We start from the raw sequence: 22,343 nt of genomic DNA, 5'->3' as shown, positions 1-22,343 counted from the left end.
GACGCGGACGACCAGGACGCGCCGAGCGCGACGATCCACCGCCTGTCGCCGCCGCGCCGACGCGAGGCCGCCGAGCCGCCCGCGCCCGAGCCTGCCCCCGCCCCCCAGCTCCAGGGCGTTTCGCTGCGCTAGAGCGTTATCCGATCCATTCGGATCGGATAACGCTCTAGCGAGCTGTCGACAGCGAGCCCGAAGGCCAGTGGCTCGCGTCGACGAATGTGAAGCCTCTCGACAGCGAGCCTTCAGGCTCGCTTTTCGAGCGCTCACTCGTTTATCTGTACGCCGCGCGCAAAAAAGTCTCTCGTTCGCGGTGGGAAGGCGCCGCGGGCGGCATATTTGGTCTGTGTGATCCGACCATTCGGGAGACGAGGCCAATGACTCATAGAGACGCCAATCGCGGAGACGCCAGTCGTGACCTGCGTTCCCGCCAGAAGGCCGCGCTCGAGACGCCGACCGCCCTCGGCGCGCAAGCGACGCGCGACGTTTCCGGCGCGCTCAACGCTGTCCTCGCCGATATTTTCGCCCTCTATCTCAAGACCAAGAATTTCCACTGGCACATGTCGGGGCCGCATTTCCGCGATTATCATCTCCTGCTCGACGAGCAGGGCCAGCAGATTTTCGCCATGACCGACGACATGGCCGAGCGGGTGCGCAAGATCGGCGGCACGACCTTGCGATCGATCGGGCACATTGCCAAATTGCAGCGCATCCCGGACAATGACGCCGATTTCGTCGATCCGCAGGACATGCTGGCCGAATTGCGCGACGACAATGGCGCCCTCGCCGCCCGCATGCGCGAGGCCCATTCGATCTGCGACGAACAGGGCGATGTAGCGAGCGCCTCCCTGCTCGAGAATTGGATCGACGAGACCGAGCGGCGCGTGTGGTTCCTGTTCGAGGCCGGCCGCCGCGGCAATGCGTGAACGGGCCGAGACTTCGGCCCGCCCGTCGTCATTGCGCGGGGCGGCGCCCCTGGTGTAGGTGTTGCGGAGCTTCGAGGTCCCATGCGCAATCCACCGCCCCAGGCCATTCGCCTCGCCGATTATCGGCCGCCGGATTTCCTCATCGACTCGGTCGATCTCGATATCTCGCTGCACCGCACAAAGACGCGCGTCGTCGCGCGGCTCGCAATTCGCCGCAATCCGAAAGGACGCGCCGACGCGCAGCTGACGCTCGACGGCGACGGGCTGGTCCTGCGCCGCCTGCTGCTCGACGGAGTTCCCGTCGCGGCCGAGGCGACGCCGGATGCGCTGACGATGCGCGCGACGCCCGCCGCGCCGTTCCTGCTGGAGATCGAGACCGAGGTCGACCCCGCCGCCAATACGCAGCTCTCCGGCCTCTATCGCTCCGGCTCGGCCTATTGCACGCAATGCGAGGCCGAAGGCTTTCGCCGCATCACCTATTTCCTCGACCGTCCGGACGTGCTCAGCGTCTACACCACGCGCATCGAGGCCGATGTCGCCGAGGCGCCGGTTCTGCTCGGCAATGGCAACAGGGTCGCATCCGGCGCGCTCGACGGCGGCCGGCATTTCGCCGTCTGGCGCGATCCCTTCCCCAAGCCCAGCTATCTCTTCGCTCTCGTCGGCGGCGATCTCGGCCATATTTCCGAGCGCTTCACGACGGGCTCGGGACGCGCGGTCGAGCTGGCGATCTATGTCGAGCATGGCAAGGAGCAATATGCCGGCTATGCGATGGACTCGCTGATCCGCTCCATGCGCTGGGACGAGCAGGTCTTCGGCCGCGAATATGATCTCGACGTGTTCAACATCGTCGCCGTGTCCGACTTCAACATGGGCGCGATGGAGAACAAGGGCCTCAATATCTTCAACGACAAATATGTGCTGGCCTCGCCCGAGACCGCGACCGACGGCGATTACGCCGGCGTCGAATCGGTCATCGCGCATGAGTATTTCCACAATTGGACCGGCAATCGCATCACCTGCCGCGACTGGTTCCAATTGTGCCTGAAGGAGGGCCTCACCGTCTTCCGCGATCAGGAATTCTCGGCCGACCAGCGCTCGCGGGCGGTGAAGCGCATCAGCGATGTGCGCGGCCTGCGCCTGCAGCAGTTCCCCGAGGACGCCGGCCCGCTCGCCCATCCCGTGCGGCCGAACATCTACCACGAGATCAACAATTTCTACACGGCGACCGTCTATGAGAAGGGCGCCGAGATCATTCGCATGCTGAAGACGCTGATCGGCGAGGACGATTTTGCGAAGGGCATGACGCTCTATTTCGACCGTTTCGACGGAACGGCGGCGACGATCGAGGATTTTCTCTCCTGCTTCGCCGAGGCTTCGGGGCGCGATCTCGCGCAATTCTCTCTCTGGTACGAGCAGGCCGGCACGCCGCTCGTCACGGTCGAGAGCGAGTATGACGCTGCGGCGAAGCGGCTGACGCTCGCCTTCGAGCAGGCGACGCCGGCGACGCCCGGGCAGAGCGAGAAGAAGCCCTTCGTCATTCCGCTGGCGCTCGGCCTCATCGGCGAGAATGGCGACGAGATTCCGCTCGTCTCGCGCGACGCCTCGGCGCAGGAATGCGAGCGCGGCCTCATCGAGCTCTCGACGCAAAAGCGCGCCGTGACCTTCGAGAATATCGGGTCGCGGCCGGTGGTGTCGCTGCTGCGCGGCTTCTCCGCGCCGGTGCGGCTGGCGCCGCCGCAAGCGGCCGCGGATCTGCAGCGGCTGCTCGCCCATGACCGCGATCCGTTCAACCGCTGGCAGGCGGCGCAGAGCCTCGCTCTGCGCTCGATCTTCGCGCGCATCGAGGCGTTGCGCGGCGTCGCGGCGGGGGAGGACGACGCCGCCTTCTTCGACGCGCTCGGCCGGCTGGTCGAGGCGCCGGAACGTGATCCGAGCCTCGTCGCGCAGGCGCTGTCGCTGCCCTCCGACATCGACATTGCGCGCGAGATCGGCCGCGACGTCGATCCGGATGTGATCTTCGCCGCGCGCACGGGACTGCGCCGCGATCTCGGCCGCCATCTCGCGGGCGCGCTCGCCGAGGCGCGCGAGCGGCTCGCCCCGGCCGAAGGTTTTTCGCCCGACGCCGGGAGCGCCGGCCGCCGCGCGCTGCGCAACGCCGCGCTCGATCTGATCGCCGCGGGCGATGCGTCGCAGGGCGGCGCGCTCGCCGAGCGGCAGTTCGCGGACGCCGCCAATATGACCGACCGGCTCGCCGCGCTCGCGACCCTGTCGCTGCTGCCGGGCGAGGCGCGCGAAGCGGCTTTCGAGGCCTTCTATGCGCGCTATGCCGGCGATCATCTCGTCCTCGACAAATGGTTCGCGCTGCAGTCGACGATCCCCGAGGCGGAGACGACGAAGCGCGTCGCGCGGCTGATGAAGCACGCGGATTTCTCATTCGCCAATCCCAACCGGGTGCGGGCGGTCATCGGCGCTTTCGCCAATGGCAATCCGACGCGCTTCCACGCGCTCGATGGCTCCGGCTATGACCTTCTGGCGAGCGTGGTCCTGGAACTCGACCCGAAGAATCCGCAGCTCGCGGCGCGGCTGTTGTCGTCTCTGCGTTCGTGGCGCTCGCTGGAGGAGCGCCGCCGCAAGCTCGCCGAGTCGACATTGCGACGCATCCTCGCGGCTCCGGCGCTCTCGGCCGATGTCTCGGACATAGCGACGCGCGCGCTGGCGTGAGGAGATCACACCTCCCCTTCAGGGGGAGGGTCGGCCGGCGAAGCCGGACGGGGTGGGGTTCATGCTGCTAGAGCATTATCCGATCCGAATGGATCGGATAATGCTCTAGCATTCTTTAGTTTGAGCGAATTCTGATCGATCGAACGATTCCGTTCGATCGGAAAGCGCTCTAAAGACTCGGCGGCGGCGCCCCTCCCGTGCGCCGCTCACCGCCCGAATTGACCCGACCGCCCCCGGCGCCTAGAAACCAAAATGTCTCACAACAGCTTCGGCCATCTCTTCCGCATCACCACCTTCGGCGAGAGCCATGGGCCGGCGCTCGGCGCGATCGTCGACGGCTGTCCGCCCGGGATCGAGCTGACGGAAGCCGATATTCAGGGGTTTCTCGACAAGCGCCGCCCCGGCCAGTCGCGCTTCACCACGCAGCGGCAGGAGCCGGATGCGGTGAAGATCCTCTCCGGCGTGTTCGCCGATCCGTCGGGGCGCCAGGTGACGACGGGAACGCCGATCGCGCTTCTGATCGAGAACACCGATCAACGCTCGAAGGACTATGGCGACATCGCCGAAAAATACCGGCCCGGCCATGCCGATTACGCCTATGACGCCAAATATGGGATCCGCGATTATCGCGGCGGCGGCCGGTCCTCGGCGCGCGAAACCGCCGCGCGTGTCGCCGCCGGCGCGGTGGCGCGCAAGGTGATCGCTGGCGTCACCATCCGTGGCGCGCTGGTGCAGATGGGGCCGCACAAAATCGACCGCGCGCGGTTCGACTGGGCGGAAGCCGACAGCAATCCGCTGTTCTGCCCCGATGCGGAGGCCGTGGCGCGCTGGGCCGATTATCTCGACGACGTGCGCAAATCCGGTTCCTCGATCGGCGCGGTTATCGAGGTGGTGGCCGAGGGCGTCCCCGCCGGTTGGGGCGCGCCGATCTATGGCAAGCTCGACTCCGATCTCGCCTCCGCTTTCATGTCGATCAACGCCGTGAAGGGCGTCGAGATCGGCGCGGGCTTCGCGGCGGCCGCGCTCTCCGGCGAGGACAATGCCGACGAGATGCGCGCCGGGCCGGACGGACAGCCGGTCTTTCTCTCCAATCAGGCCGGCGGCGTGCTCGGCGGCATTTCGACCGGCCAGCCGATCGTCGCGCGCTTCGCGGTCAAGCCGACCTCATCGATCCTGACGCCGCGCCGCACGATCGCCCGCAGCGGCGAGGAGACGGAGATCGTCACCAAGGGCCGCCACGACCCTTGCGTCGGCATTCGCGCCGTGCCGGTGGGCGAGGCGATGATGGCCATCGTGCTGGCCGATCATTTTCTGCGGCACCGGGGGCAGGTGGGCGGGGGAGGCTCGGCCTGCTGCGATCCCGATCGGCTGACGATCAAGGAGTGACAATCATGTTCGACCTCACAAAATTTTGGTCGGACTTCAATGAATTTACAAAGCCGGAAAGCCTGGATGAATTTCTAGCTGCCGGCGGCGACATAAATTTCATACATCCAGACTCGGGTTGGTCGCTGTTGAATTTGGCGATAGAACATATGAACCGCGATTTTATAAAGGCGTTGGTCGAAAAGGGTATCAATTTGGACGCGCCGTCGACCAACCTTCCACTTTTTCACGCCGTCGATATTGATATTGATTCGGCTGTCCAACAAAATAGGGAGATAATATTTTCAAACACTCGTCTCGTTATCGAGCTCGGGGCTGATCTAGAAAAGAAGGATATGAACAACAAGTCAATTTATGATATGCTGTCAATATATGATGATATCGTCGGGAGGAAGTTTGAGCGAGAAATTGCCCAGCGATAAATTACTGATTGCATAGCCGCGATATTTAACCCTGCCGACCGCTGCGTCTCGACAGATGCGCTCGCGTTCGCAGATGCGCTCCTGAGCAAGACAGTGCATGAACGCGCGTCGCGCCGTTGACCGGGAATCTGGACTTGGCGTGCGAGCCGGGAGGCTCGCGGTCCGGGAGCGTCCCTGGACCGCGGGTCGCATCTCCAGACGCGGCACGGCCGTTGCTATCCCGCTTGCCGGAACGATTTTTCGTCGGTCGGGGGAGAAAAAGCGACAATGAGCCCGTTTCTCTGCGCCCATGCCGGCGATCCCGATTGGGGAGCGGCCTTGCGCTCCTGCCTGGAGCAGATCGGCGCCGGGCTGCGAGACGACCGCAGGCCCAATCTCGGCTGGTGCTACATCACCGATTATTACACCCCCGCTGCGGCGAGCATATTGGCGGCGCTGAAGCAGCAATGGCCCGGCGTGCATTGGGTCGGCACGGTCGGGGTCGGGATCGCGGCCGACGCGACCGAATATTTCGACGCGCCGGCCATGGCGCTGATGCTGGGCGAGCTGCCGCCCGGCTCCTTCCGGCTGTTTTCCGAGGCGAAGCCGTGGGACGGCTTCGAGGCCTTCACCGCTCTCGTTCATGCCGACGGCGGAACTCCCGATCTGCAGGCCAAGTTGAAAGCCCTGAGCGCGACGACCGCCACCGGCTATCTGTTCGGCGGCCTCTCCTCGGCGCGCAATCAGCATATGTGCTTTGCCGACGAGCCGCTGACCGGGGGCGTGTCCGGCGTCGCCTTCGGCCCGGAGGCGCCGGTGATCTCGCGCGTCACCCAGGGGTGCCAGCCGATCGGGCCGCGCCGCACGGTCACGCGCGCCGAAGGCAATTATCTCGTCACCCTCGACAATCGCCGCTCGCTGGATTGCGTGCTCGAGGATTTGGGCCTCGATCTCGAAATTTCCGATACGCAGCTCGGCCAGGACTTGGCGCAGACGCTGGTCGGCGTCGTCGCCGTCGGCGAGGACGCCGCCGCCAAGCCCGGCCAGTTCGGCGCCAACGCCGAGGTGCGCCACATCATCGGCGTCGGCCGCAAGGCGGGGCTGCTGGTCGTTCCGGAGCGGCTCCAGAACGGCTCGCAGGTCGCCTTCTGCAAGCGCAACGTCGAGGCCGCGCGCAATGATCTGCTGCGCATCGTCGAGGAGGTGCGCGCGCAGGCGTCGAGCGCCGGCGGCATTCGCGGCGCGCTCTATGTCAGCTGCTCCGGACGCGGCGGCCCGCATTTCGGCGCCCCCAACGCCGAATTCGAAATGGTGCGCGAAGCGCTCGGGCCGGCGCCGCTGATCGGCTTTTTTGCGGGAGGGGAGATCGCGCGGCATCATCTCTACGGCTATACGGGCGTGCTGACCGTGTTCGCCGGCGCCGCCTGAGGGAGACGACAATGGGTGTTGCGCCGCAGGGCGCCGACGAGTCGCGGATCGTTTCCGCGCGCGGCGTCGTCATGCCGCGGCTCGTCTATGGCACGGCCTGGAAGAAGGAGCGCACCGCCTCGCTCGTGGAGCTGGCGCTGCGCGCGGGCTTTCGCGGCGTCGACACCGCCTGCCAGCCCAAGCATTATCACGAGCCGGGCGTCGGGGAGGGGCTCGCCGTTCTCTTTGGCGAAGGTCTCTCGCGATCGGACGTCTATCTGCAGACCAAATTCACGCCGCTGCCGGGGCAGGACCCGGAGAATGTCCCTTATGACGCCGCCGCCGACATCGGCCGGCAGGTGCGCCAGTCCTTCGAGGCCTCGCTGCGCAATCTTCGCGTGGACCGGCTCGACGGCCTCGTTCTTCATTCTCCTTACGCCGAGGACAAGGACACTCTCGAGGCCTGGCGCGCGATGGAGAGCCTTTGCGAGCAAGGCGGCGTCCGTCAGCTCGGGATCAGCAACATTTATGAGCGGAGCCGGCTGGAATATCTCTGCCGAGAGGCGCGGATCGCGCCCGCCGTGGTGCAGAACCGCTTCTACGCCAAGACCGGCTATGACCGGGAGCTGCGCGCCTTCTGCCGCGAGCGCGGCATTCTCTATCAGAGCTTCTGGACCTTGACCGCCAATGACCAGCTGCTCGCCCATGCGCGCATGAAGGAGCTCGGCGAGACATATGAGAGAAGCCCGGCGGAAGTGTTCTTCCGCTTCCTCACCCAGCAGGACATCATCTGTCTCATCGGCTCCTCGTCGCGGGAGCATATGCGCCAGGATCTCGCGATCTTCGACTTCCGCCTGAGCGAGGCGGAATGCGAGGAGGTGAGCGCTCTGCTGCGCTGAGAAGCGCGAAGAGCAAGCCTTCAGGCTCGCTCACGACTTCTAAGACGCTGTCCTACAGCTCCTTCATCACCTGCGCATGGCTCAGCAGCGCGAACAGCGCGGTTCCGCCGACGATATTGCCCAGCAGCACAGGGACCATGAAGTCGAACGCCATGGCGCGAAGGCCGATCTCGCCGCTCGCGACGAGGAAGAAGGTCTCGACGCTGCCCGCGACGATATGGGTGAAGCCGCCGACGGCGATCAGATAGGTCATGAACAAGATGACGTGGAATTTGGCCGCGTCCGAGTTCGGGACCATCCAGACCATCGCCGCGATGAGGAATCCGGCGACGATGGCCTTGAAGAACATTTCGCTCCAATTGTTGCGCATCAGCTCGAGGCCGATATCGAGCGCGCCGGCGCGCAGCTCTGGCGCCAGGGCGGAGGCGTGGGCGAAGAACCAGGCGGCGAACCAGGCCCCGACCATATTGGCTGCGAAGACGACGCTCCATAGCCGCGCGAGCCGGCCGAGCCCGGCCGCGCTCACGCGTTTCATCACCGGCAGCACCACGGTGATCGTGTTCTCGGTGAACAGCTGCTGACGCGACAAGACGACCATCAGAAAGCCGGCCGTATAGCCGAGGCTGGCGGCGAGCGGGCGCCAATCCGCGTCCGGCAGATGGACGCGCAGGACGGCTTGCGCGACGAGCGAGAAGCTGATCGAAAGTCCGGCCGCGACGCCCGACCACCACAGCGAGGCGAGCGGCCGCGCCATCTCCTCCTCGCCCATGCGCCGGATCACTTCGTAAATGACCGGCGAGCGCGGCTGCGCTCGCTCTTCTATGTCGACGATCTCGCGTTCGGTAACGCCCTTGATCGGCTCGGGCGTCTCGTCATACTCGGATTCGGCGTCGTCTCGGTCCTGATCTGGGAGCATGGCAGGCGCCTCGGCCGCGGCGGCCCGCCGCTTTGCAACATGATGAGCCTCAACTTGTCGAGCCTCCCGGGGTTCCGCGACGGGCGAAGCCTGACGCTCACGCGGCGCGAGTGCCTGCTCGGGGCCGCCCTCCTCACGCTGGAGGCGCGCGCCGGCGAGAAAGGGACGCTGCTCGTCACGCACCCTTGCGGCCTCGCCCATGAGGTCGGCGCCGGCCGTCCCGATCAGCCGCGACGTCTCGCCGCCATCGCCGACTCCCTCGCCGCGCCGCGCTTTTCCGCGCTGCGACGCGCCGAGGCGCCTGCGGCGACGCGCGAGACGATTTTGCGCGTCCATGCGCCGGCGCTGCTGGAGCGGCTCGAGCGAGCGGCGCCGCAGAGCGGGCTCGCGACGCTCGGGCCGGACATGGTGATGAGCTCGGGCACGCTGGAGGCGGCGCTCCATGCCGCCGGCGGCGCCGTTTTCGCCATGGGCGAGGTGATGCGCGGCGCGGCGCAGAACGCCTTCGTCGCCATGCGCCCGCCCGGCCATCACGCGACGCGAGACGCCGCCATGGGCTTCTGCTTTTTCGACAACGCCGCCATCGCCGCCCGCGAAGCCATGCGCGCGCATGGCGCCGAGCGCGTCGCCATCGTCGATTTCGACGTGCATCACGGCAATGGCCTGCAGGAGATATTCTGGGACGAGCCGAATGTCCTCTACTGCTCCTCGCATCAAATGCCGCTCTATCCCGGCAGCGGCGCGCGCAGCGAGCGCGGCGCGCATGACAACATCGTCAATGCGCCATTGGCCAAGGGCGACGGCGGCGCGCGCTTTGCCGAGGCCTGGGCCGAAATTCTGCCAGTGGTGGACGCCTTTGCGCCGGACGTCCTCCTCATTTGCGCCGGCTTCGACGGGCATCTACACGATCCGCTCGGCGGGCTGCGCCTGCAGCGCCAGGATTTCGCCGAGCTCACGCTGCGCCTCATGGAGGTCGCCGCGCGCCGCTGTGGCGGGCGCATCGTCTCTCTGCTCGAGGGCGGCTATCGGCCGGAGGATCTGGCCGCTTGCGTCGCCGTCCATGTCGGCGCGCTGAGCGGCGCCTGACGCCTGCGCACGTGCGCTGGCGCACAGCGGGCGTGCGGCGCTCGCGGCATCCTCCGGCAAGATCGAAACTCGGAGGAACAAGAATGGCCACGACGAAACTGCTTTGCGACCCGCGCATGATCGGCAAGCGCGCGCTGATCGGCGTCACCCGCGTGACCCCGCGCGGCGCCGTGATCCGCCAGATGTTCGGCACCATCGCCTCGGTCGACGCGCAGAATGTCGAGATCGATCTCGAAGGCGCCGACGCCGGCCAGACGCTGCGTCTTCCCTCCGAGCAGGGCTCGCTGAAGGACGCCGGCCCCGGCGATTATCTGCTGTGGGAGACGGGCGAGATTCTCTCCGATCCGGATTTCGTCGGCGCCTGGACGCTGCACGAGGCGGCCGCCTGAGGGCGCGGTTCACCGCGCCTTTTCCACGACGCCGACGATCGGCCCCATGGGCCGGAAGCGATCGTGCCGGCCGAGCGGGGGCGCATAGAGCGCCGAGATCGAGCCGTCGAGAAACAGAGCGTCGGGACATTTCAGCCGCTCGCGAAAGAGATTTGCGAAGGCGTGGAAGGTGACCGGCTGGTTGGAGATGGCGAAAGCGACGACATGCCCGTCGCGCACGCCGACTCCATTGCGGATCTTCTGCGATGTGCCGGTCTCGTGGATGCGCGGATTGATGCGCCCGCTAAGAACCAGCATCGGCCCCGATTGCGTGGCGTAGGCCGGCCGCAGGCGCTCTTTGAGGAAGCGCTGCGTCTCGGCGACGCCGGCGCGCGCCCCTTGCACCCAAAAAATTCCGTTGGGCTTCATATGAAAATTGCCGGCGCCGGAAGCGGTGTTGGCGCGCTTCTCCATCTTGCCGTCCTCGATGAAGAGGCCGATGGGGCGCTGGTCCTCGCCATACATTCCGGCGTTCATCGCGAAGGCGAGCGTCTCGCCCTTGCGCGCGAGATCGGCGGCAAGCGCGGAGAAGGAGCCATAGACCTCGTTTCGCTCATCCGCGAGGAAGAGGCGGATGGCGTCGGCGCGCGTGTCGAATGTGCAAACGGTGTAGCTCGCGCCGGCCTCGTCCATGTCCTGGCAAGGGGCGGCCGCGGCCGGGGCGGAGACGAGAGCGAGCGCGAGGGGCAGGACGCGAAGCGGCGGAATCATGGCCCGACCATAGCATGGCCCGACCACAGCATGGCGCGGTCGGAGCATGTCGCGATCCGGCGCTGCGGCTCCACGCGCGATCGAAGAATTGCCGAGCGCGACCTCGGCAATTACAACCGCGAAGGGAAATCCCAGGCGCCTGAGCCATTTGCGTGTCGGTGATCGCGGCGGCGCGGCGAATCGTCGCGCGAAATGCAAGCAGCAGATCAGAAAAGATTTTGCTCGAGTGTTTCCACATGCCGGGACGGTCGCCCGGAAATTGCCACGGTTACGTTACGTTTTTGCTCAGCTTCGGCATGCCAATTGTTCCCGATCCCGGTCCTCGCGACTCGCCGAGGGTGGGAATGTGGTCGCCCTCCGTCGGGACGGAGACGCGATTTTTGGAAGACCCAATTTCAGGGGACGAGAGAGATGCGCAATTCGACGAGACCCCATTCTCGAGGATCGAAAGCGACGCGCGAGCCGGCGTCGGCTCGGGGACGAAGCCTTTCGAGCCGCCGGCTCCTCGCTCTGCCCCTGTCGCTCGCGGGCGCTTTGCTCGCCGGCGGCGCCGGCGCGCAGACCGCCGCTCAATGGACCACCGCCGGCGGCACGCCGCAGGGAACCCGCTACAGCACGCTCGCCGACATCACCCCGGGCAACGCCGGCGCGCTCGTCGAGGAGTTTTCCTATCCGACCGGCGCGAAAGGCAGCCATCAGGGCAGCCCGCTCGTCGTCGGCTCGGTGATGTATGTGGTGACGCCCTTTCCCAACAAGCTGATCGCCCTCGATCTCACGCGTCCGGGAACGGCCCTCTGGACCTTCGACCCGCGGCCCGCGGGCTTTGCCCGCGGCCTCACCTGCTGCGACATCGTCAATCGCGGCGCCGCCTATGCGAAGGGGCTCGTCGTCTATAATTTGCTGGACGGCAATGTCGTCGCGGTGAATGCGACGACCGGCAAGCAGGTCTGGCGCACCAAGGTCGCCGATCCCTGGACCGGCGAGACGCTCAACACCGCGCCGATCATCGTGCGCGACAAGGTGATCTTCGGCAGCTCCGGCTCGGAGATGGGCATTCGCGGCTCGGTGCGCGCGCTCGATCTCACGACGGGCGCGCTCGTCTGGCGCGCCTATTCCACCGGCCCCGACGCCGATGTGAAGATCGATTCGAGCTTCCATCCCTTCTATGCGAAGGACCAGGGAACGGACCGCGGCGCGAAGACCTGGCCAGGCTCGCTGTGGCAGCATGGCGGCGCCAGCTCCTGGACCTGGGTCACCTATGATCCCGCGCTCGATCTCATCTTCTACGGCACCTCGCAGCCGGGAACCTTCAATCCCGACATGCGCCCCGGCGAGAACAAATGGGCGGCGACGATCTTCGCCCGCAATCCCGACACGGGCAAGGCGGCCTGGGCCTATCAGACCGTGCCGCACGACAATTGGGATTTCGACGCGACCAGCGAGAACACCGTCGTCGATCTCGTGATCGATGGCGTGAAGCGCAAGACGATCGTCAACTTCCACAAGAACGGCTTCAACTACATCATCGATCGCGCCACCGGCGAGGTGATCAGCGCCAAGCCCTTCGCCAACCTCAATTGGGCGACCGGCGTCGATCTTTCGACGGGCGCTCCCTCCGTCGTGGCGCAGAAGCGCACGCATGAGGGCGTCGTCACCAGCGACATCTGCCCGTCCGCCTTCGGCGCCAAGGATTGGGAATATTCGACCTATTCGCCGAAGACGAAGCTCTTCTACTTCGGCGCGATGAACATGTGCATGAACTACGAGCCGCTGAAGGTGAACTTCATCGCCTCGACGCCGATCATCGGCGCGAGCCTCGCCATGTATCCGGGCCCGGGCGGCAACATGGGCGAGTTCGTCGCCTTCAATCCGGTCGCCGGCAAGCGCGCCTGGACGATCAAGGAGCCGCTGCCGGTGTTCGGCGGCGCGCTCTCCACCGCGGGCGGCGTGGTCTTCTACGGCACTCTCGACCGCAAGTTCAAAGCCGTCGACGCCAAGACGGGCCAGGTGCTGCTGTCCAAGGATCTCGAATGCGGCGTCGCCTCGGCGCCGATCACATTCTCGGGCCCGGACGGCAAGCAGCGCGTCGCCATCACCACCGGCCTCGGCTTCATCAATGGCGGCTTCGCCGGCGGCCCCTGTCCCGCGGGCGCGGTGTTCGGCGAGGATTCCGTCGCCGCCCCGGCCAGCCCTTCGGGCCGCGCGGCGATCGAATTCGGCGCGACGGCGACGCCGGCCGCTCCGAGCGCTGCGACCAGCGGCGTCGTGCATGTCTACAAGCTCCCCTGAGCGCGCCGGGACGCGCGATCGTCGTGGTCGCGCGTCCCGCGGATGATCAACCTTTCAGGGGAGAGACGCTTTGCTTCGCCACGCACTGGGTCTTACGACCATCGCGGCCTTGTCGTCGGTCTCGCTCGCCTTTGCGCAGCAGTTGCCGCCGACCGAGGCTCCGCATCGCGCCTTTCTCGTCTGCGCCGATCCGGCCAATCTGCCGTTTTCGAACAAGGCGAGAGAAGGCTTCGAGAACAAGATCGCAGCGGCGCTCGCCGCCGACATGAAGGTGGACGTCGACTTCTTCTGGTTCGCCGGCCACAAGACCTTCCTGCGCCGCACCTTGCTGGAAGGCATGTGCGACGCGGTCATCGCCATGCCGGAAGGGCTTCCGGCCACGGTGACGACGCGGCCCTATTTCGCCTCGAGCTTCGTCGCCGTCACGCGGACCAGCGACGCGCGGCGGTTCTCGTCCTTCGACGACGAATGGCTGCGCGACGCGCGCATCGGTCTCCAGCTCGTCGGCAATGAGGGCGCCACCACGCCGCCGGCGCTGTCGCTGTCGACGCGCGGCTTCACCGAGCACATCACGCCCTTTCCGATGTGGGCCGAGGATGGGGAGCCGCAGCCGCCGCAGGGTCGCATCATCGACGCGGTGGCCAATGGCGAGATCGATGTCGCCTTCGTCTGGGGGCCCTTCGCCGGCTTCTTCGCCAAAAAGCACGGCGAGGCGCTGCGGATCACGCCCATCCTGCGCGATCCGGGCCGACCGGAGGTGACTTTCGTCTTTCCGATGGCCGTCGGCGTGCGCAAGGCGGATGTGGCGTTGCGGGATCGACTGCAGCGCGCGCTCGACGCCCGCGCGGCGGAGATCGCCGCCATTCTCGAGGAAGCCGGCGCGCCGCTCGTTCCGATCGCGCCGCAGAGCAAGACGTTTCCAGAACCGGTCGACAAATGAGGAAGAACGATATGCGCCTGAAGCTCGTTTTGGCCGTTTCGGCCCTCACTCTCGCCTCGCTCTCGCCGATGTCCGCCTGGGCCGGCCCGCAGGAGGGCCGCAAGGCCTGGATGAAGCTCAATTGCAACGGCTGCCATGGCGACAATGGCGGCGGCGGCATGGGACCGAATGTGCGCCACCAGGAGGTCGGCGACATTCGTGAAGCGATGAACGGCGACAAGAGAGAGGGTGGGATGCGCTCCTACAAGGGCCTCGCGCTGGTCGGCCCGACCGACGCCGCCGACATCGCCGCCTATCTCGCGACGATCGGCACGTCGAAGGAGCCGAAATGGGTCGACTGGTGGCGCCACTGACGCGCCGGTCGCCTGCCGCCGCGACGCTCCTCGCGGCTCGCGCGGATTGAAGCGATCCGTCCCCATGAGGCGCGCCGCGTCGAGCGAGCCGCCGCATGGGGACGGCGTGTTCTCAAAGAGCGGACGCGGCCTTGCGCGCTTTTGCGATGAGGTCGTCGCTGGAGACGAGGACCTTGTCGCCCGTGTCGTAGACGATCGCGCCGAAGCCCGTCGTGAGCGCCGCGGCGACCGCCAGCGCGCTGACGGCCTCGCGTGGATCGCCGCTCCAGCGGAAGGTGACTTCGACGTCCCTGTCGCCGAGCGCGGCCTTCAGCTCCTCGGGACGTTCGGCTTTGGGATCGACCTCGAGAAATTTGATCGTGAAGCCTGCATCCTCGCCGTCGAATGTGCAGGGCAGATAGCCCGAGGTCTTCAGGGGGACATAGGCGTCGTCGATGACGACCTTGAAGCCGAGGCCGTCGACGGCCTTCTGGAGCTCGCTTCGTCCCGGGGCGTCCTTGCGGGCGAGGAAGGCCGATAGTGCGCGCGACATGAATGGATTTCCCTTGCCTGGGCGCCTCGCCGCCACGACCTTTCGCGGGGTCGCGTCGACGCGCCATGAGTTGCTTGCGCCTCGAATCCGAGCGGCGAGGCCCGCCGCTCGCGTCTCGAAAGCATCCATCAGGCCAAGTCGAGCGTCACTCCACCGTGACGCTCTTCGCGAGATTGCGCGGCTGGTCCACGTCCTTCCCCATGAACACCGCCGCGTGATAGGCGAGCAACTGCACGGGAATCGCGTAGACCAGCGGCGCGAAGGCGCTCGCCATTTCGGGCAGCTCGACGAAGCCGGCGAGATCGCTGGCCGCCGCCGCGCGCGCGGCCGCCGAGCCGATCAGGATCAGGCGACCGCCCCGCGCGGCCACCTCCTGGAGATTGGAGACGGTCTTCTCCAACGTGGCGTCGGGCGGCGCCAGCACGATCACCGGCATCGCATAGTCGATGAGCGCGATCGGGCCGTGCTTGAGCTCGCCGGCGGCATAGCCCTCGGCGTGAATGTAGGACAATTCCTTCAGCTTCAGCGCGCCCTCCAGCGCCAGCGGAAACGCCGCGCCACGGCCGAGATAGAGCACGCTCGAGGCCCGCGCCATATCGCGCGCGACGGGCTCGATCTCGGCCTCGCGGGCGAGCGCCGCGGCCATCTGCCCGGGCGTCGCGGCGAGCTCGCGCACGAGACGCTGCTCGTCCGCTTCGCTCAGCACGCCGCGCGCGCGGCCGAGCGCGATGGCGAGAGAGGCGAAGACCGCGAGCTGGCAGGTAAAGGCCTTGGTCGAGGCGACGCCGATCTCCGGCCCGGCGAGCGTCAGCGCCGCCGTATCGCTCTCACGCGCGATGGTCGAGGTCTCGACATTGACGATGGAGAGAATGTGCTGACCCTGCGATTTGGCGTAGCGCAGCGCCGCCAGAGTGTCGGCGGTCTCGCCCGATTGCGAGACGAGGATCGTCAGCCCGTTCGCGGGCAGCGGCGCCTCGCGGTAGCGGAACTCGGAGGCGATATCGATCTCCACCGCGAGCCGCGCATAGCGCTCGATCCAATAGCGGCCGATGAGCCCGGCGTAATAGGCCGTGCCGCAGGCGGAGATGGTCACGCGCGACAGCTTTTCCGCATCGAAGGGCAGCTCGAAGGGGAGCCGCACCTTGCCGGCGGAAAGGTCGAGAAAATGCGAGAGCGTGCGGCCGACCACCTCGGGCTGCTCGTGGATCTCCTTGGCCATGAAGTGGCGGTAATTGCCCTTGTCGACGAGAAAGGCGCCCGCCTGCAGCGGCTGCCGGCGGCGCTCGACCTCGCGGCCAGCGGCGTCATAGAAGCTGATCTTGTCGCGCGTCAGCACGACATGGTCGCCCTCTTCGAGATAGGCGATCATATGGGCGAAAGGCGCGAGCGCCAGCGCGTCGGAGCCGAGATAGACGCCGTCGCGCCCCCAGCCGGCGGCGAGCGGGGCACCGCGGCGGGCGCCGATGAGCAGGTCCTCCTCGCCCTCGAATAGAAAGGCGAGGGCGAAGGCGCCGTGGAGCCGCATCAGCGCTTTCGCCACCGCCTCGCGCGGGCCGGCGCCGGAGCGCCGCTCCTCGGCGACGAGATGGGCGACCGCCTCGGTGTCGGTCTCGGTGGCGAAGACATGGCCCTTGGCGGCGAGCTCCTCGCGCAGCTCGCGGAAATTCTCGATGATCCCGTTATGCACCACGGCGAGGCCGCCGCTCGCATGAGGGTGGGCGTTGGCCTCGGTCGGGCGGCCGTGCGTCGCCCAGCGCGTATGGCCGATGCCGCTCACGCCGAGCAGGGGCGCGGCGGCGAGCTTGTCCTCGAGATTGCGCAGCTTGCCGCTGGCGCGCAGCCGCGTCAGCCGGCCCTTCTCGAGCGTGGCGACGCCGGCCGAATCATAGCCGCGATATTCGAGCCGCTTCAAGGCTTCGACGAGGGCGGGCGCGACGGGCTCGCGCCCCAGAATGCCGACAATTCCACACATGAGCCATCTCCGGGCGCCGGAAAAAGTCTGTTGCTGTGACCTCTTCGCGCGGAACTTTTACCATCTTCGATCATGGACAGAGCATTAGGGCGATTCTGGGCGCCGACCAGCGGGGCTAGAGCAGATCCGGGCGATCGCCGCTTCGCAAGACGAGCCGCAGCTCGGCCATGCGGACGATCATCGCCCGGCGGGGATCGAAAGGGAGATCGGCAAAACCGTGCCTCGCGTAAAAGCTGCGCGCATTTTCGTCGAGCGGATGGGTGATAACGCCGACGCTGCCGACGATCTCGGCGGCGCGCAGAGACGTCGTCAGCGCGAACAACAGGAGATCGGCCCCGCAGCCCTTTCCCTGATAGGCCTTGTCGACGGCGAGCTGTCCGAGCAGCGTCGCCGGCAGCGGGTCGGGGCGATTGCGCTGCTGCGCCTTCGGCAGGAATCCGCGCTCGATCTGGGTGGCGCTCAATGTGACATAGCCGGCGATGCGCCCCGAGGCGGCGTCGACGATCACATTCACGCGAGACGCGCCGCTTTCATGGCTGATCCAGCCATGGCGTCGAAGCCAGGAATTGATCGATTCCCGCCCGCAGTCGAACGAGGCTCGGTCGTCGTCTCTCGCGAGCGGACGCGGGGCCGCGCCGACCATGCCGTCACGCATCCCAGGCGGGCTTGCGCCGCATCAGCCGGTCGAGCGCGGGATCGGGCTCGGCCGGCCGGCTCACCCAGGCCTCGAACGACTCCCAAGCTTCAGCTGGGATCGTGACGACGCTGCGCGCCAGCACTTCCGCTTCGGCGGCCTCGATCGCCTTCTTGCGCACGAAATCGCTGAGCGTCGTGCGCTGGTCCGCCGCCGCCGCTTCGAGCAGCGCGCGTTCCTGCGCCGTCACCCGGACGCTGAGCACGGCTCCCGTCTGCGTTTGTCTGGTCATGCGTATGACAATAGCATACATCGTTCCGAGGGACCAGCTCGGGGCCTTGCACCAGCGCCGCCCCTTGCTCCCCGGCGCCCGCTCCTCTAGTCATGGAGACGCCATAAAGCGCGCCTCCCGGAGAACGGGCCCATGATGTCGCACTGGTCCAATCTCCTCGTCCTCGGCGCGGTCGCCGCCGTCGCCGCGGTCGTGCTGCTGGGGCTGATCAATCTTTTGCGCAAGGGCGACCGCAACCGGTCGCAAATGCTCATGCGCTGGCGCGTGGGCTTGCAATTCTGCGCGCTTCTGCTGATCCTCGCCGTTCTCGCTTTCCGACACTGACGAGATTTCAACTCCATGGTGCGTCTCGATAAAATCTACACGCGCGGCGGCGATTCCGGCGCCACCTCCCTCGCCACCGGCGAGCGGCGCCGCAAGGACGATTTGCGCGTCGAGGCTTATGGCGCGGTCGACGAGGCCAATTCCGCCATCGGCGTCGCGCGCCTCGCCACCGCCGCCGAGCCCGCGCTCGACGCCATGCTGGCGCGCATTCAGAACGACCTCTTCGACCTCGGCGCCGAGCTGGCGACGCCGCAAAAGCCGGGCGCCGCGCCGGACGGCGCCGCTCGCCTCGCCATTCTGCAATCGCAGGTCGATCGGCTGGAGCGCGAGATCGATACGCTCAACGCCGCGCTCGCGCCGCTCAAATCCTTCGTGCTGCCGGGCGGAACCGCCGCCGCCGCGCATCTGCATGTCGCCCGCGCCATCTCGCGGCGCGCCGAGCGGGTGATGGTGGCGCTCGCCAACGCGCCGGAGGAGAGCGTGGACGCACCGGCGCTGCGCTATGTCAATCGCCTGTCGGATTTCCTGTTCGTCGCCGCGCGCTACGCCAATCGCGAGAAGGGCGACGTGCTGTGGACGCCGGGCGCGACGCGGTAGGGCGCGAATGAGCGAGCCTGAAGGCTCGCCCGGCGCCGTCAACGCGCCTTCGCTTCCCGCGCCAGCCAGGCCTTGATCTGCGGCGTGTCCAAGGCCCCGGCCGCGGTCTGCGCCTCGCCGCCGGGGCCGATCAGCGCGGTGAACGGCAATTCGCCGCCCCAATGGCGGTCGACCTCGAGATAGAGCGGATCGGCGATATCCTCGGCAAAGGCGAAATTCGCCTGCTGCTGCAGGCCGACCCTGTCGATTCGCGCCTCGACTCGCGGCCGGTCGCGCGCGCGGTCGGCGTTGACGAAGACGAAATCAATGTCGCGGCGCTCGCGCGCGAGCCGCGCCCAATCGGCGAGCTCGAGGACGCAGGTCGGGCAGGCGACGGACCAGAAATGCACGACGAGCGAACGTCCCGCATGGGCCTTGCGGATGACGTCGTAGGAGCCCTGCGCATAGGGCGCCGGATCGCTTCCCGCGGCCGCGGACGAGGCGGCGCAGGCGGCGATGCCGGCCGCGACCAGCGCATGTGACGGGGGACGCCGCATCGTCCAAATCTCCATATGGCGACCGCTCCCCGCATAGCGCAAAACAGCAACGTCCGCGAGCCTGCTCTAGGTGGCGCTCCGCCGTCGCGCGCGCCGTTTCTGCAGCCAGCGGATGAGGCCGGTCGCATAGAGCAGCGCCGGGACGAAGCCCATGGCGCAGATCAGCGCGCGGCCGGGATTGCCGAAGGCTTCCCCCGTGTGCAGCGGGAACTGCCATTCCAGGAACCGCTCGCCGGCGGTGTAGTCGTGCGGGTCCTGCACCCACAGAATGCGGCCGGAATATTGATCGATCGCCGCCCGGCGGCGCGGCTCGCTTTTGTTCACCTCGTCGTCGGCGCGCTTGCCGACGACATAGACGTCCTCGGGCCCGACGGGCAGGCGCATGTCCATCAGCAGCCCGTCGGGAAAGGCGCGGTCCATGATCGTCGCCGCCGCCGCCGCGCCGATCGGCGCGCGGCCGTTCGCGGGCTCCGATTTCAGCGCTTCGGGAAGCATATGCGCGTCGACCGGCGAGGCGAGCGCCACCATGGCGGAGATCTTGTCGCCGAAAATCAGATAGACGCCGGAGAACAGGATGACGACGAGGATCGGCAGCACATAGATCGCCGTCGTCTTGTGCAGATCGAGGACGAGCCGCTCCGCGCTGGCGCCGCGCTTGATGGAGAAGGCCTGGCGCCATTTGCCATTGCGCGGCCACCACAGATAGACGCCGCTCGCCAGCGAGCCGAACAGGAAGAGGCCGACGAAGCCGACGATCGTCTCGCCGATCTCGCCCTGCAGCAGCGTGTAATGCAGATGCATGACCAGAATGACGAAGGGCTCGGCGAAATGACTCGTCGCGTCGACGATCGCGCGGCGACCGATAAAGGAGGCGTCATAGGGGTTCATGAGATATTGGTCGATCGCCTCATGATCATGCCCCTCATGTGCTTCGCCGCCGACCCGCAGGATCACATCGGCCGGCTGGTCCGGCCGCTTGGAGAAATGCACATAGGAGGGAACGGCCCCCGCAGGCGCCGCGGCCCGCGCATGGGCGATGATGTCGTCGAGCGACGCTTTCTGAGCGCCGGCGCCGGGCGTCGCCGCGAGGACCAGCAGGTCCTTGTTCAGCCATGCGTCGATCTCGACACGAAAGGCGAGAATGGAGCCGGTGAGGCCGATCACCACGAAGACGGCGCCGGCGACGAGCCCGACATAGAGATGCGCGTCGAGCCAGAGGCGCCGAAGCCGTCCCTGCGCGGGGGCGCCCCCGGGGCGCGCGGCTTTCGATTCGAGAACATTCTGAGACATGCGTCTTCGCTCCTGCCGCTGGCGAAGATGAGGAAAACAAGCGCGCAAACCCGCGTCCGCGCGCAGATCGAAATCGATTGTGGCGACATCAAAGCGAGCGACGCGCCGGCTGGCAAGAAAAAACGCCGAAGAAAAAAACGCCAAAGAAAAAACGCGCAAACATTTGTTGACCGCGCGCGTGGCAAAGCGGAAAAGCTTCGGACAGGTCAGGTTCGGCGCCCTCTGCCGAATTTGCCGCGCCGCCTTCGGAAAACATGACGATCGTGAACAAGATTGGACGCATCGTTGCGCTGGCGGCGATCGCCGCGGCGCTCGGCGTCGAGCCCCTGGCGATTCGGCCCGCCTCCGCGCAAGAGGCCGCTCCCGCGCCGGCCCCGGCGGCTCCCTCTCCTGCTGCGGCTCCTCCTGCTCCCGTCGCCGCGCCGGCGGCCCCGGCGACGCCCGCGCCCGTGGCGACGCCGGCCGCGCCTCCCGCCGCCGCGCCGAGTCCGGCGGCCGCCGGCGAGACGGCCACGCCTGCGCCGCAGGCGCAGGTCGCGCCGAAACCAAAGCCGAAACCCAAGCCCAAGGCGCCGCCGCCGCCGCCGCGCGAGACGGCGCTGTCGGACGATCCGACGCCGGCGCTGCAGCCGGAGACCTTCTTTTCCACGTCGCTCGCCTCCGAGCGCTATGCGGCGATCGCCGACGCCGGCGGCTGGCCCAAGGTCGGAACGCCGCTGAAGCCGGGCGCGAGCGGCCGGGCCGTCGCGGCGCTGCGCAAGCGCCTCGCCGCCGAGGGCGATCTGCCGAGCGCCGCGGCCGGCGGCGAGTCCTGGGACGGCGCGCTGACGCAGGCGGTCAAGCATTTCCAATTTCGCATGGGGCTGAAGCAGACCGGCGCCGTCGCCGGGGCCACGCTGCGCGAGCTCGACGTGCCCGCCAGCGTGCGCTTCCGCCAGCTCGCGTCCTCGGCGCAGCGGCTCGCCGGCAATAATTTCCCGTTCGGCCCGCGCTATATCGTCGTGAACATCCCCTCCGCGGCCGTCGACGCGGTGGAGAACGGACGCGTCGTGCGCCGCTATACGGCGATCGTCGGCGGCGTCGACCATCCCTCGCCCGAGGTCGAGGCGAGGGTCGGCGCGGTCAATCTCAACCCGACCTGGACGGTGCCGGTCTCGATCATCAAGAACGAGATCATGCCCAAGATGCAGAAGGATTCGTCCTATCTGGCGAAGGCGCGCATCCGCGTGTTCGACAATCGCGGCGGCGAGGTCGATCCGAAATCGATCAATTGGGCGAGCGAGCGCGCCGCCAATTACACGCTGCGCCAGGATTCGGGCGCCGCCAATTCGCTCGGCTCGATCCGCATCGCCATGCCCAACAAGCATGCGGTCTATATGCACGACACGCCGACCAAGCGGCTGTTCGCGAGCGACTATCGCTTCCTGTCGCATGGCTGCGTGCGCGTCGAGGGCGTCTATGACCTCGCCGCCTGGCTGCTGCAGGGCGCCCCGGGCTCGTCGACCGGGCAATGGGACAAGGCCGCGATCATGGCCAGGATCGCCGGCGGGGAGCGGCAGGACGTGGCGCTGCCCAAGCCGGTGCCGGTCGTCTGGGTCTATATGACCGGATGGGCCTCGGCCGATGGAACGGTTCATTTCCGAAACGACATTTATGGTGTCGACGCGGTGGGGGAGGCGCGGAGAGACCGCTGAGCCCGCCCGCCG

General features: G+C 67.2%; 23 protein-coding genes. 14 read left to right on the top strand and 9 right to left on the bottom strand.

Features of this window, described 5'->3' with window-relative positions:
• Positions 1 to 374 precede the first annotated feature (374 nt).
• The 6 genes from K3F48_RS18955 to K3F48_RS18930 all read left to right on the top strand — a co-directional run bounded on the left by K3F48_RS18955 (position 375) and on the right by K3F48_RS18930 (position 7,737).
• On the top strand, positions 375 to 923 hold the full coding sequence (locus K3F48_RS18955; protein WP_222576999.1) for a Dps family protein: 549 nt from the start codon (positions 375 to 377) through the stop codon (positions 921 to 923).
• A gap of 81 nt (positions 924 to 1,004) precedes the next feature.
• Positions 1,005 to 3,644: an aminopeptidase N gene (gene pepN / locus K3F48_RS18950; RefSeq protein ID WP_222576998.1), complete on the top strand. Its 2,640-nt coding sequence runs from the start codon at positions 1,005 to 1,007 to the stop codon at positions 3,642 to 3,644.
• A 252-nt stretch (positions 3,645 to 3,896) separates the two neighbouring features.
• On the top strand, positions 3,897 to 5,030 hold the full coding sequence (aroC, locus tag K3F48_RS18945; RefSeq protein ID WP_222576997.1) for a chorismate synthase: 1,134 nt from the start codon (positions 3,897 to 3,899) through the stop codon (positions 5,028 to 5,030).
• Positions 5,031 to 5,035: 5 nt separating this feature from the next.
• The gene (locus K3F48_RS18940) at positions 5,036 to 5,452 is read left to right on the top strand and encodes an ankyrin repeat domain-containing protein (RefSeq protein WP_222576996.1); all 417 of its coding nucleotides are present in this window, start codon (positions 5,036 to 5,038) and stop codon (positions 5,450 to 5,452) included.
• Positions 5,453 to 5,719: 267 nt separating this feature from the next.
• Positions 5,720 to 6,859: an FIST N-terminal domain-containing protein gene (locus K3F48_RS18935; RefSeq protein WP_222576995.1), complete on the top strand. Its 1,140-nt coding sequence runs from the start codon at positions 5,720 to 5,722 to the stop codon at positions 6,857 to 6,859.
• Between the two features lie 11 nt (positions 6,860 to 6,870).
• Positions 6,871 to 7,737 (top strand): aldo/keto reductase, encoded by an 867-nt coding sequence (locus K3F48_RS18930; protein WP_222576994.1) that lies wholly within the window; start codon positions 6,871 to 6,873, stop codon positions 7,735 to 7,737.
• A 52-nt stretch (positions 7,738 to 7,789) separates the two neighbouring features.
• Here K3F48_RS18930 and K3F48_RS18925 read toward each other — a convergent pair whose 3' ends face one another.
• On the bottom strand, positions 7,790 to 8,653 hold the full coding sequence (locus tag K3F48_RS18925) for a formate/nitrite transporter family protein (protein ID WP_222576993.1): 864 nt from the start codon (positions 8,651 to 8,653) through the stop codon (positions 7,790 to 7,792).
• A 39-nt stretch (positions 8,654 to 8,692) separates the two neighbouring features.
• On the opposite strand from K3F48_RS18925, the gene K3F48_RS18920 reads away from it, so the two are divergent.
• Together K3F48_RS18920 and K3F48_RS18915 are read left to right on the top strand one after the other, a co-directional pair.
• Positions 8,693 to 9,739, top strand: coding sequence for a histone deacetylase family protein (locus K3F48_RS18920; RefSeq protein WP_255609402.1), 1,047 nt, complete (start codon positions 8,693 to 8,695; stop codon positions 9,737 to 9,739).
• Between the two features lie 83 nt (positions 9,740 to 9,822).
• Positions 9,823 to 10,128 (top strand): hypothetical protein, encoded by a 306-nt coding sequence (locus K3F48_RS18915; RefSeq protein ID WP_222576992.1) that lies wholly within the window; start codon positions 9,823 to 9,825, stop codon positions 10,126 to 10,128.
• A 9-nt stretch (positions 10,129 to 10,137) separates the two neighbouring features.
• On the opposite strand, the gene K3F48_RS18910 is transcribed toward K3F48_RS18915, so the two are convergent.
• Positions 10,138 to 10,878, bottom strand: a complete 741-nt coding sequence (locus K3F48_RS18910; RefSeq protein WP_222576991.1) for a phosphodiester glycosidase family protein — start codon at positions 10,876 to 10,878, stop codon at positions 10,138 to 10,140.
• Between the two features lie 411 nt (positions 10,879 to 11,289).
• On the opposite strand from K3F48_RS18910, the gene K3F48_RS18905 reads away from it, so the two are divergent.
• From K3F48_RS18905 to K3F48_RS18895, 3 genes are all read left to right on the top strand, one after another.
• Positions 11,290 to 13,167: a PQQ-dependent dehydrogenase, methanol/ethanol family gene (locus K3F48_RS18905; protein ID WP_222576990.1), complete on the top strand. Its 1,878-nt coding sequence runs from the start codon at positions 11,290 to 11,292 to the stop codon at positions 13,165 to 13,167.
• 70 nt (positions 13,168 to 13,237) lie between these two features.
• Positions 13,238 to 14,107, top strand: coding sequence for a quinoprotein dehydrogenase-associated putative ABC transporter substrate-binding protein (locus K3F48_RS18900; RefSeq protein WP_222576989.1), 870 nt, complete (start codon positions 13,238 to 13,240; stop codon positions 14,105 to 14,107).
• 11 nt (positions 14,108 to 14,118) lie between these two features.
• On the top strand, positions 14,119 to 14,460 hold the full coding sequence (locus K3F48_RS18895) for a c-type cytochrome (RefSeq protein ID WP_222576988.1): 342 nt from the start codon (positions 14,119 to 14,121) through the stop codon (positions 14,458 to 14,460).
• A 112-nt stretch (positions 14,461 to 14,572) separates the two neighbouring features.
• Here the strand turns inward: K3F48_RS18895 and K3F48_RS18890 are convergent, their stop codons facing one another.
• The 4 genes from K3F48_RS18890 to K3F48_RS18875 form a co-directional block, all read right to left on the bottom strand.
• Complete coding sequence (locus tag K3F48_RS18890) at positions 14,573 to 14,992, bottom strand: hypothetical protein (protein WP_222576987.1); 420 nt, start codon at positions 14,990 to 14,992, stop codon at positions 14,573 to 14,575.
• 145 nt (positions 14,993 to 15,137) lie between these two features.
• On the bottom strand, positions 15,138 to 16,964 hold the full coding sequence (gene glmS, locus K3F48_RS18885) for a glutamine--fructose-6-phosphate transaminase (isomerizing) (RefSeq protein WP_222576986.1): 1,827 nt from the start codon (positions 16,962 to 16,964) through the stop codon (positions 15,138 to 15,140).
• A gap of 115 nt (positions 16,965 to 17,079) precedes the next feature.
• Entirely contained in the window at positions 17,080 to 17,607 is a 528-nt protein-coding gene (locus K3F48_RS18880) for a GNAT family N-acetyltransferase (RefSeq protein ID WP_222576985.1), read from the bottom strand.
• A 4-nt stretch (positions 17,608 to 17,611) separates the two neighbouring features.
• On the bottom strand, positions 17,612 to 17,890 hold the full coding sequence (locus tag K3F48_RS18875) for a DUF1778 domain-containing protein (protein WP_222576984.1): 279 nt from the start codon (positions 17,888 to 17,890) through the stop codon (positions 17,612 to 17,614).
• A gap of 132 nt (positions 17,891 to 18,022) precedes the next feature.
• On the opposite strand from K3F48_RS18875, the gene K3F48_RS18870 reads away from it, so the two are divergent.
• Together K3F48_RS18870 and K3F48_RS18865 are read left to right on the top strand one after the other, a co-directional pair.
• A complete protein-coding gene (locus K3F48_RS18870) occupies positions 18,023 to 18,214 on the top strand; it encodes a twin transmembrane helix small protein (protein ID WP_222576983.1) in 192 nt (63 codons plus the stop codon).
• 15 nt (positions 18,215 to 18,229) lie between these two features.
• Entirely contained in the window at positions 18,230 to 18,811 is a 582-nt protein-coding gene (locus tag K3F48_RS18865; RefSeq protein WP_222576982.1) for a cob(I)yrinic acid a,c-diamide adenosyltransferase, read from the top strand.
• Between the two features lie 38 nt (positions 18,812 to 18,849).
• Here K3F48_RS18865 and K3F48_RS18860 read toward each other — a convergent pair whose 3' ends face one another.
• The 3 genes from K3F48_RS18860 to K3F48_RS18850 all read right to left on the bottom strand — a co-directional run bounded on the left by K3F48_RS18860 (position 18,850) and on the right by K3F48_RS18850 (position 20,908).
• The gene (locus K3F48_RS18860; RefSeq protein ID WP_255609400.1) at positions 18,850 to 19,347 is read right to left on the bottom strand and encodes a thiol-disulfide isomerase; all 498 of its coding nucleotides are present in this window, start codon (positions 19,345 to 19,347) and stop codon (positions 18,850 to 18,852) included.
• 66 nt (positions 19,348 to 19,413) lie between these two features.
• Entirely contained in the window at positions 19,414 to 20,637 is a 1,224-nt protein-coding gene (locus K3F48_RS18855) for a PepSY domain-containing protein (protein WP_222576980.1), read from the bottom strand.
• 88 nt (positions 20,638 to 20,725) lie between these two features.
• Positions 20,726 to 20,908 (bottom strand): hypothetical protein, encoded by a 183-nt coding sequence (locus K3F48_RS18850; protein WP_222576979.1) that lies wholly within the window; start codon positions 20,906 to 20,908, stop codon positions 20,726 to 20,728.
• On the opposite strand from K3F48_RS18850, the gene K3F48_RS18845 reads away from it, so the two are divergent.
• On the top strand, positions 20,892 to 22,331 hold the full coding sequence (locus K3F48_RS18845; protein WP_222576978.1) for a murein L,D-transpeptidase: 1,440 nt from the start codon (positions 20,892 to 20,894) through the stop codon (positions 22,329 to 22,331). The two genes, K3F48_RS18850 and K3F48_RS18845, sit on opposite strands and share 17 nt — an antisense overlap.
• Positions 22,332 to 22,343: the final 12 nt, after the last annotated feature.

This window comes from Methylosinus sp. Sm6, from assembly GCF_019802345.1.
Taxonomy (GTDB): domain Bacteria; phylum Pseudomonadota; class Alphaproteobacteria; order Rhizobiales; family Beijerinckiaceae; genus Methylosinus.
Note: the sequence above shows the minus strand (reverse complement) of the source record. Positions and strands in the feature narration are given on the sequence as shown.